The following is a 16,692-nucleotide window of genomic DNA, read 5'->3' as shown; positions in this document are numbered from 1 at the left end:
TATCGATATTCGCTGGTAATTGTTTAATCTAGTTAACATCTCTAACAACACGGAAACCAGTAAACTCATCGGGCTGGCCATTATGAAGCTTCTTGGTTGTTGCCAGGCAACGGCTCATTGGATCTATGCGGCTACCTCCCAAAGCGAGCAATTCGCCCTCTGTACCTAATCCCCACTCCTGGACATTACCTACAGCATTAAGCAACCCAAACCCATTAGAGGAGCCAGCCCGGGCAGGTACCAACTCAGCACCTTTTTCAATACCGCCATACTTCAAATGACAGTTTCGATCTGCTACTTCATCTTCCCCCCTGGCACTTGCAGCAGCAAACCACTCCTGCTCAGAAGGTAGGCGGTAGCGGTAGCCGGTCTCATCACTGAGCCAACTTAAATAAGCCTCTGCAATTGCCAGGGATAAGTTATTTACCGGCAAGTCCGTTGCTTCTGGAGTCTGCTCTCCGCACTGACCAGCAATACGGCAGAATTGAGCCAACTCAGTGCTGCTAACCTCATATTTACCCACAGCCAGTGGCCGGCCACTCAAACCTTTAATCACCACCATTGCAGGCCCCTTGCTGCCATCCGCAAGACGATCACGACAGGTGTAACGATCACCACGCCGACCGCTGCCCGGAACCAGGTGCCCACAAAAATCCAGCTTAAAGTCTTTCAGTGGTTGGTATGCGGGCAGTAGAGCCCTGAATTGATCAACCAGGGCTTCCGTCTGAATCGGATCCTTGGTTCCGAGATTGGATGCGCAATTTACCAGCTCTTCGCCCACCACTGGACGGATCTTCAAGGCTTTTGCACTATCCAGCTTTGCCAGGCTGGACAACTGTGAACCTATTGCAGTGGCACTCATGGAAAAGCTGCAGGTGAGTGCTACTTCCATATCATCGAGCACAGCATCAATCTGCCGTTGCTTTTGCGCAGCCAAGCGGCGACGCTCCGCCCGCTCTTCCGCCAGGCGGATACGCTCCGCTTCACGCTCTTCAGCAATCCGCTCCGCTTCAAGGCGAGCGCGCAGGTTCTCTCTATCATTCGCCAGCTGAGTTTTGATAGCCTCAGCTTCTTTAGACTCACCATACCAGTTGGCAACCCCCGCCAGCATGACATCGGCCTGATCGAGGTTACCCAGGTTTAACTGACCGGTTGCAGCAGCCAGGAAAAGCTCTGATACCTGGCGACGGGAGGAATCCAGGAACTCTTTATCCGCAGGATTCAGCTCAGAATACTCCTCCAACTCCAGTTGAAGATCTCGCTCCCAGGCTGGAGTCAAAATACTCAGGCCAATCAACCGGGTGATAGCCTCTTTCTTATCAGCAATACGCCTGGCCAATAGCTCCTGTTCGTGCTTGCGTTCGAGCTCGATTCTGACTCGCTCTTGCTCTACAGCATTTTGCTGCTGCAGATGGCCATAACCCACAACAGCACCTCCCAACACCATGACAAACGCACTGCCTAGTACCCACTTCCAGGCATGGCTAACAAAGAACGCCTGTACAAACTTCTCTACGGTACTGGTGCGGTTTTCGCGCTTTAGTTCGAGTGCTGACTCAAGTGCGCGCCACTGCCTGCGATTAAGCCCTTTGATCCGCTTGGGCCGCAGGCCCTGCTCCATGGCCTTATCGGCAGGTGTCTTGTCATAAGGGTGGCGCCCGCAGAATAGTTCGTAGGCAACACAACCCAACGCAAATACATCATCACTTGGTGCCGGTTCAGCTCCCTTGAGCATCTCAAGGCTCGCATATGCCGGAGTTAGGGCTCCAAGAGTGCCAGCGTCAAATACTGTCGTTTCGCCAGCTTTATTTGCGATTCCCCCTTCAGAAACAGCTCGGGCAATACCGAAGTCAAATACTTTTGCACCTTTCTTATTGGTGACAAAAATATTGCCTGGCTTAAAGTCCGAGTGAACAATTTTATGGGAGTGGGCATATATCAGGGCTTGGGAGATATCCCAAAATACCGAGCGGGCACGCTCGGGCTCCAACCCAACATCGGCATGATCGCGCAACAACTTGTCCAATGGAGCACCCTCAAGGAACTCCATTGTCATAAATACGCGATCTCCATCGCGGTCAAAATCGTAAACCGTTACGATATTAGGGTGAGCAAGCGTTTGTGACTTGCGCGCTTCCCGCTGGAGAGAAATAAAAGCATCGGGGTGCTTTTGGAAATCATCATTAAGCAGCTTGATAGCGACATAGGGCTCGCTGTCACTGGCTTCTAATTTACGGCGGTCAAGGGCTTTGTAAACTGCCCCCATTCCCCCAACACCCAGGAGTTTGTCAAGCTCAAATCGACCTTTGATTACAGTTTTGGTCACTGCATTTGAGCCGGAAGCTTCAAAGGGTTCAGGTATTACTGCCGAATCGGCAGAAACCCCACCCAAAACTTCATTGGCCCCAGCCCCACTTCCCATCCGATTAGGATTAGGGGAAGGCGCAAAGACAGTAGCATCTGAGCTAAAGCTGGCAGCAGCCGAAGGGATTACCGGTTGGGCACCTTTAACCGGGGGGTGATCATTTGCTCCAGTCTTATCCTGCTGCACAACAACGGTGATATCACCATCTTCTGTCAGCCCGCTGGTTGATTGGCCTGAGCCCGGCGGAGTGTCACTCGGCCGAACAATACGCGTCTTATCGTTCAATTCCGCCTCCATGGGAAACCATTACGACACATCCAAATCCGCAAAAACTTTGTTATTGATCTAATGGGCAAGGCAATAAAGTAGGGTGCGAAGTATATCGAACAGCCTATGTGGCAACAATGAATCAATATTCAAATAAATTTGCCTTAACACGCCATCAAACTATTATTTTGATCCAGCCCCCGAAAACACTGAGTATCACTTCTCTATATGGCTGAATTACATATTATTACAAAGCAAGCTTATCAAAAAAATACCAGTAAATGCTTTCAAATAGATATTTGACTGTCAATCGATATCCATGACTCAAACCACTTATTTATCCCCATTAGAGGTTTGTTACTTTTTAGCAATATTAAATTAGTGTCAGAGTCAATTAGGGCAAACGGGCATAAATCGTAACAGCATAAAATTGCCTCTCGAAATTAGTGCCAGAGTCGATTAAATAACTCGAAAATTAGTTTGTTTTTAGCTTTCTCTTTGTTTAAATCATCACAGTTGCCACCGCGACGACCACCTGAACTACTGCGAATCGCGGTGGTAAGGGATTAACCACCAACATCACACGCCAACTAATGAGGGACATCCCATGGCTATCTACATGAACTACAACAACAAAGCCATCAAAGGCAATGTTACTGCTTCCGGCTACGAGGACTGGATCGAAATTGACAGCTTCAACTTCGGTGTTGGCCGCGGCATTACCATGGAAGCTGGCGCCATGTCAAACCGCGAAGCTTCTCGCCCAAGCCTGAGCGAAGTAAGCTTCACTAAGCGCATCGACGCTGCTTCCGGCGGTCTGTTCAAATCTTCTGTAACCGGTGACGAAGGTGTTACCGTTGAGATCCACGTAGTACAAACCGGTGCTAACTCTGTAGAGAAGTACGCTGTTTACAAACTGGAAAACACCCTGATTTCCTCCTACAGCATCGGTGCTTCCGCTGGTGGCGCTCCGGCTGAGTCTGTATCCCTGAGCTACGCTAAAATCGAAGCGGACCTCAACCACGCAGACAAGACCAACAAGAACCCCAAAAATATGCGTGTTGGATACGACCTGGAAACAGCCAAGCCGCTGTAAGCCAGCAGAACCTGATCTGCATATACAATGGTCTGCAGGAAATTCTGCAGACCATTATTTAGCAGTTATTTAGCTGAGCGCTTATTGAGTTTTCAGCTAAATAACTGAATGTATAATAACTAGTACTATTCTCCAAGGCACCGTAGGGATAGTAGGGGCTGCCCATGACTACATTAAATCAAGATAGAAGACTGATTAAAGTCGACAGCCCGCTCGGCACGGATGCGGTAATCGCTACCAGCCTGCAAGGCGAAGAGCACATATCCAAACTCTTCCGCTATGAACTTCAGCTCCTGTCCGATGACCATGCAATAAGCCAGAAAGATATCGTCGGCAAGGCTGTTACCGTTTCTGTACACCACTCAGAAACTCCTCGCTATATCAATGGTTACGTTACTCAACTGTCTCTGCGCGATGTAAATGCTGAGGGAGTACGAAGTTATAGCGCCACGATTCAACCAGGCCTTTGGTTTACCAGCCTCGGGGGTTCCAACAGAATTTTTGAAAAGAAATCTGCTAAACAGATTCTTGAAGAAGTTTTGGGCGAGTACAGCAAAGTTGTAAAACTAAGCGTTAAATTAAATGCTGAATATATAACTCGTGAATATTGTGTGCAGTTTGATGAAAGTGATTTTGAATTCATCAATCGCCTTATGGCTGAAGAGGGTATCTCCTATTACTTCAAGCACTCAAATGGGCAACACGAACTTGTACTTTGTGATGATAGCCAGGATTTCTATGACTGCGAAAGCGAACAGATAGAATACGATGGGAGCGGTAGTCATCCGACAAAAAATACCGTAAGTAGCTGGCAGCGAAATTTCAATTATCATGGTGGCGGCTTTGAACTGAAAGATTATTGTGAGTTCACCGCAACAAAAGATAATAAGCAGCAAGTTAAAACCACCAGCCAACTAAATGATGTCAGCAATTACATGCGCGGCCTTTATGGGCTAAATCATTTTCAGGCTGACGGTGAAAATAAGCACAAATTTACAGATAGCTACCATAAGGCGCTAGCCGAGCGCTCAATGGAAGCACAAGAAGCTTTATTTGATGTGAGCCATGGGCGCAGTGACTGCCCCTCATTCACAGCTGGCGGCCGCTTTAATTTTGACCACACATTATCGTCAGAAAAAGGGAAGTACCTGATTACTTCCGTACATATCTCTGCTACAGACGGCAATAGTGCGGAAACACATTTCCACAATACTTTCAGTTGCATTCCATCATCAGTAACTCCAAGACCTGAGCCAAATATTTTTGCGAAGAAGGTACACTCTCCGCAAGTCGCACGCGTTCTTGAAGTTAAGGCCACCACTTCTGATAGTTCACAAGACCCCTACACCCAAATCAAAGTCAAGTTCCCATGGAATTCACAGCAGAACAGCTGTTGGGTACGGGTGATGCAGTCATTTGCCGGAAAAAACTGGGGCGCCAACTTTGTCCCCAGAGTCAATCAAGAAGTTATTGTTACTTATATTAATGGTGATCCAGATAGACCACTGATAACTGGAGCCGTATATAACGGTGATAATCCTGGTCCCAACTACACTGCGACTCAAAGCGGCTGGAAAACTGAGTATGAAGGTAGCGCCTTTAACGAACTTCGATTTGATGACAAAGGCGGAAGCGAAGAGCTTTATATGGAAGCCGGCAAAGACCATAACTTTGTCGTCCATAATGACCAAACAGGTAAGATAGAGAACAAACAGACCCTTGAGGTTAAGCAAGACCGGACTATTACGGTTACCGATGGCAGTGAAGTTGTCACCATCTCAAAAGGTGATCAGAAACTCAATGTCAGTAAAGGCAATCAAGTTGTAACTATCGGGTCAGGAAATCACACACTCAAGGTCAGTAAAGGTTCTCAAACTACTGATGCAATGGGTGCAATTAAGATTTCCTCCAAAGCATCCATTGAATTAAAAGTCGGCGGTAGCAGTATTAAACTGACTCCAGCTGGTATCACCATCAAAGGAACAATGCTTTCCTGTAAGGGCGACGCTACTGCAGAAGTTAAAGGTGGCGGGATGCTGACCCTGAAAGGCGGCGTAACCATGATTAACTGATGGGGATATACCAATGACAGACCTCATTAAAGTAGAAGCTCTCACCGCAGATGAGCTACTTAAGAACTTTGAAGTTAGTGACGAGGCAGAAGATCATCTGGTACCGGATACAGCACCAGAAGTCAGCATAAACCGCCTTGTGGAAGCAGGCCTATTTCCAGACGCAATCAAGTTGCTTGCTCATGGCCTACCAAAGCGGGAAGCCGTGTGGTGGGCTTGCCTCGCGGCCCGAGATATCCAGGGCCCTCAAACTGACGATGACAATGTGAATGCGCTAAATGCAGCAGAGACTTGGGCCAAAAAGCCCAGTGAAGAAGCCCGCTTACGCTGCAAACTATTCGGCGATAAAACAAAACATAAAACTCCAGCGAGCTGGGCGGCTACTGCAGCGAGTTGGTGTCATGGCAGCTTAGCAGCCGAAGGTGAGCCGGTAGTAGAGCCGCCAGAACACCTTTATGCTCATGCAGTCGCAGGCAGTGTTACCCTTGCTGCCGTGCTATCTGACCCAGTCGATCCAAACAAAAGGTTCATGCGCTATATGGAGCAAGGTCTCGATCTAGCACGAGGCGGAAACGGTAGGGTTGAGGGATAAACTATGGGTAAGCCAGCTTCCCGTATTGGTGATATGCACGTATGCCCAATGGTCACCGGCACAGTACCTCATGTGGGTGGCCCAGTAGTAAGCCCAGGAGCACCCACCGTTATCATCGGTGGGATGCCTTCAGCAACCGTTGGTAGCACTTGTACCTGTGTTGGACCGCCCGATACGGTCGCCATGGGAAGTACAACGGTAATGCTGCAAAAGAAACCTGCAGCAAGAATGGGAGACACCACAGGGCATGGTGGAAAAATAGTTATTGGTTGCCCTACAGTATTGATAGGCGGATAAAATAGGTCCATCCCGCGTACTAACTAAGTACGGTGTGTCGGCATAGATAAAATTGGAAACTGGTGTTATCCAATTAAGATCATCCCATATCTATGCTTAAGAGTACTCACACAAGTCCACTCTTATCGAGTGGGCATCTCTCTGCCACACCATATCTGCTGAATAAAGATAACGGCTTAAAATATATGCCCTAGTACACAAGACAATATTTCTGTGTACTAAAAGTGACGCCCTCTTTTATTAGGATATTTAGCCGACCGCAATGGTAAAGCTAGCTATCTAGCACAATTATTTTAAATCCAAAAATCGTTACTCGTACATTAACGCATGTCTTGCATAGGCTTAGGAAAACCTACCTAAGAACCGGAAATATTAAACAACTTTATTCAGCTAAAAATAGCACAGAATTACCAATCAAATATAAACAATATGTTTATATAACCTACGGATCACTAATTAAAATATTTCACACAATAAATTTTCATTAACAATATATTTTCGATGACTCTTTATTAAAGAACTTAGCCTAGGACCGAAATATAAGTAAAGATTACAACCAACCAGAAAATAATCACTTTAGCCAAAATGGCCAGAGGGTTTTTACCATGCAAAAGAAACATAAATTTAAATTATTTTTAATATCTTTTTTATTAATTGCCATATCACCTGGAGGGACTAACGCTATGGCTTCATTCAACCCCTTTAAAGCTTGTACATTTTCAGAAATGAAAATCAAGTTAACACTAAATGGCGAGCCTGTATCAGGGGCTAAGATCACACGCTCCATACAATGGCAAAAAGAATGGATAGATACATTTACATCCGATGAGGATGGAGTAGCAATTCTTCCATCCAAATTTGCTAGCTCTTTAACTCAGGTATTGCCAGTTGAGTTTGTGTCTGCCCAGAAAATCACAGTTGAGCATAATGATCATTCCTACAAAATCTGGGTATACGCAAAAAGACACCCGGAAGAGAACTCAGAACTTGATGGAAAGCCCTTTAACTTAACCTGTGAACTTTCAGACGAATTACAACTAGAAGAGGTTTTTGATTCATATTTAAAAACCTCCTGCAAATTTACCTAAACTTAGAAACAAGGATGACAACACTATGCTCAGCCCAAAATACAGCGCTAAACTTGCTGCTGACACATATCTTGTTAAAGAACCTAATACCCGGGAACTTTTCTTTGATGCCTATAAAGATGATTTTGAAATTGATGAAGAATTGTCAAGCAAATTCAATGGGGAAGCCGGCGCTCTTGTCCTAATAAAAAGTACAGACACAAGAGGCATAGTACTTTCGGGAAAAAAACAATATAAAGGACAAGCTTTTGTAAGCATACTAGGTACTGATAGCCTATATGATGTATTAACTGACCTAAATGCTGGTGTGAAAAGATTTCATACTGGGGGGGCTGTCCATCAAGGTTTTTTTTATACTTTTGAGTCTTTTTTACCTAAACTGGAAAACTTTGCTCGAAATCTTCCAAAAGACATTCATACGATCCATTGCGTTGGACATAGTCTTGGTGGTGCATTAGCAACTCTTGCTGCAGACTGGCTTTCATCACATACAGGTAAATCTGTAAAGCTGTATACATTTGGCAGCCCTCGAGTGGGACTTGATCACTTTGCCAGTGGCTGCAAAAGGAAACTGAAGGCTGAGAATATTTATCGCGTTTATCATCGTGCTGATCCTGTTCCTATGGTGCCTACTTGGCCATTTATCCACGTTCCAAATGGTGGGACTGGAGACTTTGAACTGCCAACCCCAAGCCTCAACCCAGGAACAAACCATAGCAGTAAGACTTATATAAAGTCTGTTTCTCCAAACGGAACAGGTCTGGATTGGAATGATGTAAAACTCAGAAAACCTAAAGGTAGCCTAGAAAAAAGTGTTGAAGCATGGTTAAGATCTGATGGTATTCTCTCACTAACTATGAATACGGCATGGATAGCTGGGGAGGCATTGCTTTGGGTGCTCAAGAAGATCACTCATCTTGCAGGAATTTCTTTAATCGTGACCGGCGGGACAACCTTTACACTTCTAGATAGACTTGCAATATTTCTACACAAAGCTTACCAGATTAGTAAGGATATCTCTTTTTGGATTTTGCGACTTATCCGTAGGCTGGCACAACTGATCGGACTTACTATTGTTGAAGGTACTGATATCACGGTTTCCTTTATTCGTATGGTATTTCTACGTATGCACCGCGCTGTTTCTGACTTAGTAATGAGGGCAGGAAGACCAAACCAGTAATTATTTCTTAAGACCTGTTGTATCTATATGGTTATTAGTGGTACCAAGCCCAGCAATGATTTTTTATTAATATCACTGCCGGGCTTATATACAATTCTCTATTCTACAGTGTAACTAAAGTCCCCTTCTTCCGTTGCGGATACTTTAATTGCTTTAACTTCTTCACCGCGCGCCATTTTATCCAAACATTCACTAGCCAATTCCGGCAATAATGTTTTGTTCAGAATAACTTCAATATTACGAGCACCTGTATCAGCTTCGTGGCAACGAGCAACGATGTTAATCAAAACATCCTCGTCATAGCTAAAGGAAGCTCCGTAATGCTCGTGAACGCGCTTTTCAATCTTACGCATATTGATTCTGCAAATCTCTACCAGATTCTCATCATCGAGAGGGTAATAAGCAATCACATTTGCTCGACCGAGGAAAGCAGGCTTGAATTTTTGTAGCAGATGTGGGCGGATATTATCCATCAATACATCTGGCTCGGGCTTTTCTTCTACCTGATTGAAGATAGCTCTAATTGCATCCTCCCCTGCATTGGAGGTCATAATTATTACGGTATTCTTGAAGTCGATATCCCTTCCTTCACCGTCTTTAATAGTCCCCTTGTCAAACAGGTTATAGAAAACATCCTGTACACCTGGGTGAGCTTTTTCCATCTCATCCAATAAGATTACTGAATAAGGCTTACGGCGTGCAGCTTCGGTAAGAACTCCGCCCTCTCCGTAGCCTACATAGCCGGGAGGAGAGCCCAACAGCATAGATACTTTATGCTCTTCCTTGAATTCAGCCATATTGATGGTCGTGATATTTTGCTCTCCACCAAACAGCTCGTCAGCCAAGGCAAGGGCAGTCTCTGTTTTACCTACACCACTGGTACCACAGAACATAAACACACCCACCGGTTTACGCGGGTCTGTCAAGCCTGCTCGAGAAGTGCGAATTGCCTGAGATACAGCCTCAATAGCATGAGGTTGGCCAATAACACGCTTATTAAGGCGCTCTGCCAAAGTCTTCACAGCAATGATTTCATCGCTAACCATCTTACCGACAGGAATTCCAGTCCAGTTGGCAACTACTGCGGCAATAGCCTGTTCATCAACAGCTGGCTGCATTAACGGGGTATCCCCCTGGATAACCTCCAAGTCCGCAGTTAATGTTTTGAGCTGTTGCTGATAGTCGGCTAATAAGGCCTCGTCGGGTGTATCTTCACCTTCACCACCTTGGGCCTTCATAAACTCTACATCGATCTGATCGCGGAGTTGTTGAATCTGTCCGATTAGCTCATTTTCTTTAAGCAATTGCTGTTCGAGAACTTCCAAACGCTTTTCTTCGGAAGCTTTAAACTCTTTTAGCTCTGCCAGTTGCTCCTCATGCTCACCCATTGCTGCGTTTTCACGCTCAAGTTTAGCCAGGGTAGTATTAGTGCGATCAATATTGATACGAGCATCTTCAATCGCCCCAGGAGTAGCAGACTGGCTAAGAGCGACGCGCGCACAGGCCGTATCCAGCAAGCTAACAGACTTATCAGGCAATTGGCGCCCGGGAATATAACGATGAGATAACTTGACCGAAGCTATAATAGCTTCATCCAGGATGCGTACTTTATGGTGCTCCTCCAGCGAGGTTGCAATTCCACGCATCATATCAATCGCGTTGCTCTCATCAGGCTCTTCCACTTTTACTACCTGGAATCTACGGGTCAAAGCAGGATCGCGTTCAAAATACTTCTTATATTCCGCCCAGGTTGTGGCAGCTAAAGTACGCAATTCACCACGAGCCAGTGCAGGTTTCAGGAGATTAGCCGCATCCCCCTGCCCCTCTTTACCGCCCGCGCCAATCATGGTATGCGCTTCATCAATAAATAGAATAATTGGCGTTGCAGATGCTCGCACTTCTGAAATTACAGACTTCAAGCGGTTTTCAAACTCACCTTTTACACTGGCGCCAGCCTGAAGAAGTCCCAAGTCAAGCGTGCGTACGGCTACACCGCGCAATGGCTCAGGTACATCACCACTAGCTATTCGAAGAGCAAAGCCTTCAACGACGGCAGTTTTACCAACACCTGCTTCACCAGTCAGGATCGGATTATTTTGACGCCGGCGAGTTAAGATATCGATACATTGGCGTATTTCCTCATCACGACCAAGTACAGGGTCAATCTCTCCCTTCTTCGCTCTTTCAGTTAGGTTGATTGTATATTTGTCCAAAGCTGGAGCTTTAGAAGCAGCTGCAGCAACTGCAGCTGCGCCATCATCCATATCCGCCGTAGCACTAATATGGCTAGACTCTCCACTTTGTCCAAACATTGCTCGAGCGGTTTCGCGAATCGATTCTGGAGCTATCTCTTTCAGTTCTGGGCAGGATTCTAAAATCTGGCGACGAGAAGTTTCTTCCAGTAAAAGCGCAGCCAAAAAGTGTCCGGAACTGATTGCTCTATGTCCATAATCAATAGAAGCCAGCATCCAAGCATTCTTCGCTGCTTCTACGATAGTTGGGGACAGGGCTGGTGGACGGCTGCTGCCGGCCCGAAATCCAGCAATCGCTGTAGCCAGCTGCTTGGCAAAATTTGCTGGATTACAGTCGTGTTTTTCCAACAGGTGGTAAAGGTCAGTATCAGACTGATCCAAAAGTTTCAGTAACCAATGCTCTAATTCAACATTGTACTGGTTCTGTGACAGACAAAGCCCAGCAGCGCCCTCTAGTGAGTCACGCATATGCGGAGTCATGGTATCAACCAATCGCTTCAAATCGATATTGATCACGTTGAATATCCTTTCCTAAATAATAATGTTGTTAATTTTACTTATGCAGCAGGTAAAGCTTCATCAGGCGAAATATTGTCCGCACTTAAAGTTATTTGTACTAACCTTTCACCATCTTGTTCACTAGCCATGTGAGTATTCCATCCCAGTAAAGGTTCATTCTCAGCTTTTCTATTTAACTGGATAGGTGCCACCTGGCTGGTTGAAAGTGTCACCGACAACTCAAAATCCAATTCAATACCAGCACTAAAGCGAATAAACTCCTTAAGCGATTCCAACTTTTTCGTACCCGGAGCAATAGTCATAAATTGCTCATAAGGCATTGACTCAATAATTACCTGAAATTTATTCTGGGCTTGGAAGCAGTGCGTACCCAGAATGGTATTTACTCCCAAGCAATTATTAATACCCTTCGGCACCTGAGCACTGGGCAGTCGGCACAAGATATCATCCGGTAACTCATCCCACTGTCCCTGGAATTGTTCAATACTTACCGTTAAATCAAAATAATGCTTGATCATGCTGGATAAAGCGGTAGCGGAACAACGTCCACTGGAAAGGTGCCCTCCCATTCCAACTAGTGCTTCATCCGGTATCGGCATTCGATAGCGCATTTCATTTGTACCAAGCCCTGCAAGGGATGCAAGAGCCTGGGTAAACTTGTCTGGTTCTCGAGAATTCTGCAGGCGTTGCCGCTCATAATTCACAGGCAACTGGTATTTATGCCAAGCTTGATAAAAAAGGGAAATACTTCGGTGATTAAACATATCCAGAAAATCACGCAGTGCCGTATTGTTCTCCCTAAGCTCCCTCTGCACTAACTCTGTCAGGTAATAGGGCATCACCCCCTGACTACCGATTAACCCTGTAAAACCCACCTCCATATGCCACTGATGAGTCTCATTTTCATCGGGCTCTTCATGTTCAACGCTTTTCTTCTCTAGACGTAAAACATCCGAGCTAACAAAAGACAACCCAGATTGAGCACTAAACCGAATCAGCTCTTTAGTCGGAGGGGCAGCGCTAGCTATAGGTTCTTTACTGAAACCTGTACCTGCCAGATGTACTGCACGCTCTACCAGCCTTACCGCTTGAAAAAAATCAAAGTTATAAGACTCTCGGCGTAAACGCTCAATTACAGTAAAGCTTTTTCGCCGGCGCGAGGTGGCCATCGCTTCAACTCCCCATCTCGACCACTCATAGTGGCAATCAGTTTTGTAAATGAATTAATTGAACAGTATAAGCCCAGGAAACGCTCTATGATGCTAGCAAATAACAATGGACTTGTTCCTGTTAACATCATGGAATCAAGTTCAATCTCAACTTCTGTGCCGCGACATAAAACTACACTTTGATCAATCTGAATCGGAGCAGTAACCGGTTTAGTATTAAGCTTTAGCAATGACTCGATTAAATTACGCGTACTAGCAGAGTCACGGAAGTCATAAAGCCTAAAAATTTCTTTTAACGCATTACATCCCTCTGCACCTGATAGAGAAAGATGATTTAAGTTAAGGTGGGAAATTAACCTCCAATACCCTCGCTCTCGTCGCGGCGGCCGTATAGTTGCCGTTGGGGAAACCACACAGCTAATTCGGCTAACTGGCAAATCACCGTCAACAACCTCTAAATAAGGCTGGGCGCTACCACTAGGTAATTTTTTGGCCAGATTTCGATTACAGCAGGTTAACTTAATATCTAATGTCTGATCACTAATTCTATGCGGGTTAAAGTCCAGATCGACTAAGCTTATATCAATCTCAGATGCTTGTTCATTCCGATGCTCTCCTTCGATCACATCTCTGCGACGACTAAACCAAAAGGCAGATTGATCAGCATGATGTTGACTGTGTCGAATTCCATAGAAAGGCCGATAGCTGGTTGTCTCTCCATCACCGTTAGTTGCTGCGACTTCATCCACTGAGTATATTTCCAAGCCATCACTTCTACGAGCATCAGGGACCACATGGTAACTATACTGCGAGTGATTAAGTGGAATAGGGTCTGCACTTTGCTTAAATAAATTAACAACCGGAGCACAGCCCAAAGCAAACATGCTTGGAGAAATCTGTTTTTCCAACTCTTCATGAGTTTCGGATAAATAAAAATACAGATTTAACGTATCGTCAAAGCTCTCGTTTAACGCCTCACCAATGTTCATCATATCCAAGAAAAGGAACTTTTCTGGAAAAGCAAAATATTCAGTTAGGAGTCGATATCCTACGAATGCGGTATCAGGATATGGCAATAAACCCTCATCTGGACTTAGCCCCACTTGACATATTTCATCCGGAGAGAGAAAAGTTGGCTTTGGATCACTCTCCCCATTGGCAACAACCAACCTTACACACTTACTTAGTAGCAAGTCATATAAACTATAGATATGAGATGGTTGGCCACGAAGGAAAAAGCGGAGACTCTCAGGGTTTAGCTCAGAAAATTTTATGCTTGGGCTAAAAGTTTTAAGGGATAATTTTAAAACTGCATTAGCGCCCTGAATGTCATTACAGCCCGGAGCGATAAATGGCCTTGGCATCAGGGTGGCACTCACCGCCTGAAATGGGCAAATTTCTGCTGGATAACAAGTTGTAAAGCGGCAGGTTTGCCCTTGAAAGCTGTCACTTTCGAGTAACGTCTTCGTTTCTACCCGGGTTATCGCATCCAAATCCTTTTCCGGTTCAAACTGAACAATGGCACAAGAGGGAATAGGACGAAGATAATGAGGATACAGAGTTTCCAGCATTGCATCCGTTAACTCCGGAAAATCATCACTCAGCTTTTGCTGCACCCGAGCATTCATGTAAGCGAAGCCGGACAACAGTCGCCCTACTAAAGGATCATCAACTGTGTCTGCATCCAGCTGAAGTCGGGATGCGGCAGCTGGGTGCATCTTTGCAAATTCAGCAGAAGTTTGCTGAATGAATGCGAGCTCTCGCTCGTAGAGATCTATTAATTTTTCACTCATCACATAATCTCAGAGACATCCACCAGCTGGGTAACTGGGTTGAGTGCCGAATCAAATACAATAACTTCCGATGCTGGATTTACATGTAACACAGCTTCAACACGAAAGCGTATACTAGGATCTTCGACATCCACTTTGTCTTGGGTGGTTACTTTTACCGAACGTATTCTGGGCTCAAAATTTAAAATTGTTTTTTCAATATCTCGACAAAACTGTTTTCGGCTAGCGGCAGAGGAAAGATTGACTGTTGATAGGTCTGGTAACCCGTAGTTAATATTTGACTGCTCTAAACTTTCATGAGTTGAAGGTGCGGAAATACATTTAAATCTTGTATTGAACAAGTATTCCAAATCACGACGCACCCCTTCACGCAACTGCCTCAACACTTGATGGGATTGATGTACATCCAATTTACTAGATGATTGTAATAATCGATCCAATACCGGAGCCAATAATCGCTTTTCTCTAACCATAATAATTAGGTAGCTCCGACGCCGATTGTTGCCAATGCGGTTGTAAGTTTTAGCTCGGATACAAGATGGTCAACGGTGTAATGACTCTTGAGATGAATCACACTTTGATAGCTACCCGCCTTGCCTGGTTCATCCGTTACTTGCACCCGAGACTCCCGTAGAGGGTATCGAGCCTGCATTTCCCAGGAAAGGTCATCCCTTCCCGTTGTGTATTCATCCAACCAATGCTGCAACTGCCGTTCGCAATCTGCAGCATTCATATAGGCACCCACCTTATCCCTTATCATTACCTTGATATAATGAGCAAATCGGGATGCACAAAGTATTTGTTGTAACATAGAGCTAATACGCGCATTAGCCGTGGCTGCTTTAGATGTGTATTGCTTCGGCCTTTGAAGTGATGGAACACTATTAAAGGCGCTGTAAGGAGTATCGTAACAGTGACTCAAGCATACATACCCTAAGTCACTTAAATCCCGCTCAGCAAAATCAGTTACCAAAATTGAAGTGGCCATTCGGATCATGCCAGGAGTACTATCTGGCCTATAAGGCACCATTGGTAGCTGGGTTACCAGCCCTCCCCCAAGATGGTCACGTGCAACCCCTCTAATATGTGAAAACCAGCCAACTTCACTAAACTCCCTTAACAGTACGGCACCCAATGCAAAGCAGGCATTCCCCCATAAATAATTCTGGTTATGGGATGCCCGTACCTGCTCCTGAAACCTCAAACCACGATAGGATGAAAATTCCTGATTATAAGGTTCTCTCATCAAAACTTGAGGAAGTGTCAAAGCGATAAATCGGCTGTCTTCCAGATCCCGAAGGCCATTCCATCGAATGTACTCTTTTTGACGGAACACTTCTGAAAAATTGATAGGCTTTGCTAGATCCGAAAAGTTGTCTACACCAAAAAGTTGCGGTGCTGATGCACAAACAAACGGTGCAAAGGCTGCGGCTGCAGTATGCGCGATGCCCTGCAAAGTAAATACATCATCATAAGGGTGGTCAGGCAGCGGCCGATGGGATACATAGTAATCTCCAAGTAACAAACCAAATGGCTCGCCGCCTGGAGTACCAAACTCTTCATTATATATAAGATGAAACAGCCCAGATTGGTCAAAATCCGGGGCCCGCTCTATATCCTTCGCGAGGTCTTTCCAGCTGGCATCTAAGAGTTTGATTTTAATATTTTCAGCGTGGGGTGTATCAAACACCAATAAGGATATCCCCCGCCAGCTCGCTTCAAGTCTCTGAAACTTCTGGTGATGAATTATACAATTCAGCTGGTCACAGATTAGTTCGTCCAACTCGGCGATAATTCGACTCAGATAATGGCGAACGGAATAATTATCCCTATTTGTACAGGGGGATAATTCTGTGAGCCAATATTCAAATGCAAAAAGGTCATCCGGTTCCTGCAGAAATTTATGTAGCTCTCTCTGCTGCCCTCTCGCCAATTTCTCCGGTAGAACATCTGATTGATCTTCCGATATTTGGTCATGTGCTGCACGGGGCACCGGTATACT

The 16,692-nt window shown here is 45.3% G+C and carries 12 protein-coding genes; 6 read left to right on the top strand and 6 right to left on the bottom strand.

Annotated elements, in window-relative coordinates; genetic code table 11:
• Window positions 1-28: 28 nt before the first annotated feature.
• Window positions 29-2,650 carry a bifunctional serine/threonine-protein kinase/formylglycine-generating enzyme family protein gene (locus tag ACJJIM_RS21870; RefSeq protein WP_444911964.1) on the bottom strand — a complete coding sequence of 874 codons (2,622 nt, stop codon included), beginning with the start codon at window positions 2,648-2,650 and terminating at the stop codon, window positions 29-31.
• Between the two features lie 589 nt (window positions 2,651-3,239).
• Here ACJJIM_RS21870 and ACJJIM_RS21865 point away from each other — a divergent pair.
• The 6 genes from ACJJIM_RS21865 to ACJJIM_RS21840 all read left to right on the top strand — a co-directional run bounded on the left by ACJJIM_RS21865 (window position 3,240) and on the right by ACJJIM_RS21840 (window position 8,957).
• Window positions 3,240-3,728 (top strand): Hcp family type VI secretion system effector, encoded by a 489-nt coding sequence (locus ACJJIM_RS21865; RefSeq protein WP_413664127.1) that lies wholly within the window; start codon window positions 3,240-3,242, stop codon window positions 3,726-3,728.
• A 164-nt stretch (window positions 3,729-3,892) separates the two neighbouring features.
• A complete protein-coding gene (locus ACJJIM_RS21860; protein ID WP_413664126.1) occupies window positions 3,893-5,800 on the top strand; it encodes a type VI secretion system Vgr family protein in 1,908 nt (635 codons plus the stop codon).
• Window positions 5,801-5,813: 13 nt separating this feature from the next.
• Window positions 5,814-6,392, top strand: a complete 579-nt coding sequence (locus tag ACJJIM_RS21855; protein ID WP_413664125.1) for a DUF6931 family protein — start codon at window positions 5,814-5,816, stop codon at window positions 6,390-6,392.
• Window positions 6,393-6,395: 3 nt separating this feature from the next.
• Window positions 6,396-6,689, top strand: coding sequence for a PAAR domain-containing protein (locus ACJJIM_RS21850; protein WP_413664124.1), 294 nt, complete (start codon window positions 6,396-6,398; stop codon window positions 6,687-6,689).
• Window positions 6,690-7,294: 605 nt separating this feature from the next.
• A complete protein-coding gene (locus ACJJIM_RS21845) occupies window positions 7,295-7,777 on the top strand; it encodes a DUF6795 domain-containing protein (RefSeq protein ID WP_413664123.1) in 483 nt (160 codons plus the stop codon).
• Window positions 7,778-7,802: 25 nt separating this feature from the next.
• A complete protein-coding gene (locus tag ACJJIM_RS21840) occupies window positions 7,803-8,957 on the top strand; it encodes a lipase family protein (RefSeq protein WP_444911963.1) in 1,155 nt (384 codons plus the stop codon).
• 98 nt (window positions 8,958-9,055) lie between these two features.
• On the opposite strand, the gene tssH is transcribed toward ACJJIM_RS21840, so the two are convergent.
• The 5 genes from tssH to tssC are packed head-to-tail and all read right to left on the bottom strand — an operon-like array spanning window position 9,056 to window position 16,683.
• Window positions 9,056-11,725: a type VI secretion system ATPase TssH gene (gene tssH, locus ACJJIM_RS21835; RefSeq protein WP_444911962.1), complete on the bottom strand. Its 2,670-nt coding sequence runs from the start codon at window positions 11,723-11,725 to the stop codon at window positions 9,056-9,058.
• Between the two features lie 41 nt (window positions 11,726-11,766).
• Window positions 11,767-12,897 carry a type VI secretion system baseplate subunit TssG gene (tssG, locus tag ACJJIM_RS21830; protein ID WP_444911961.1) on the bottom strand — a complete coding sequence of 377 codons (1,131 nt, stop codon included), beginning with the start codon at window positions 12,895-12,897 and terminating at the stop codon, window positions 11,767-11,769.
• Window positions 12,861-14,690 (bottom strand): type VI secretion system baseplate subunit TssF, encoded by a 1,830-nt coding sequence (gene tssF, locus ACJJIM_RS21825; protein WP_444911960.1) that lies wholly within the window; start codon window positions 14,688-14,690, stop codon window positions 12,861-12,863. The genes tssG and tssF overlap by 37 nt, the downstream gene beginning before the upstream one ends.
• Window positions 14,690-15,163 carry a type VI secretion system baseplate subunit TssE gene (tssE, locus tag ACJJIM_RS21820; protein WP_444895421.1) on the bottom strand — a complete coding sequence of 158 codons (474 nt, stop codon included), beginning with the start codon at window positions 15,161-15,163 and terminating at the stop codon, window positions 14,690-14,692. Before tssE ends, tssF begins: the two co-directional genes overlap by 1 nt.
• Window positions 15,164-15,168: 5 nt before the next feature.
• Complete coding sequence (tssC, locus tag ACJJIM_RS21815) at window positions 15,169-16,683, bottom strand: type VI secretion system contractile sheath large subunit (RefSeq protein ID WP_444906606.1); 1,515 nt, start codon at window positions 16,681-16,683, stop codon at window positions 15,169-15,171.
• Window positions 16,684-16,692: the final 9 nt, after the last annotated feature.

The organism is Microbulbifer maximicatervae (SeqCode), from assembly GCF_052467615.1.
The sequence above is the reverse complement of the archived record's forward strand: the minus strand, read 5'-3'. Positions and strand labels throughout refer to the sequence as shown.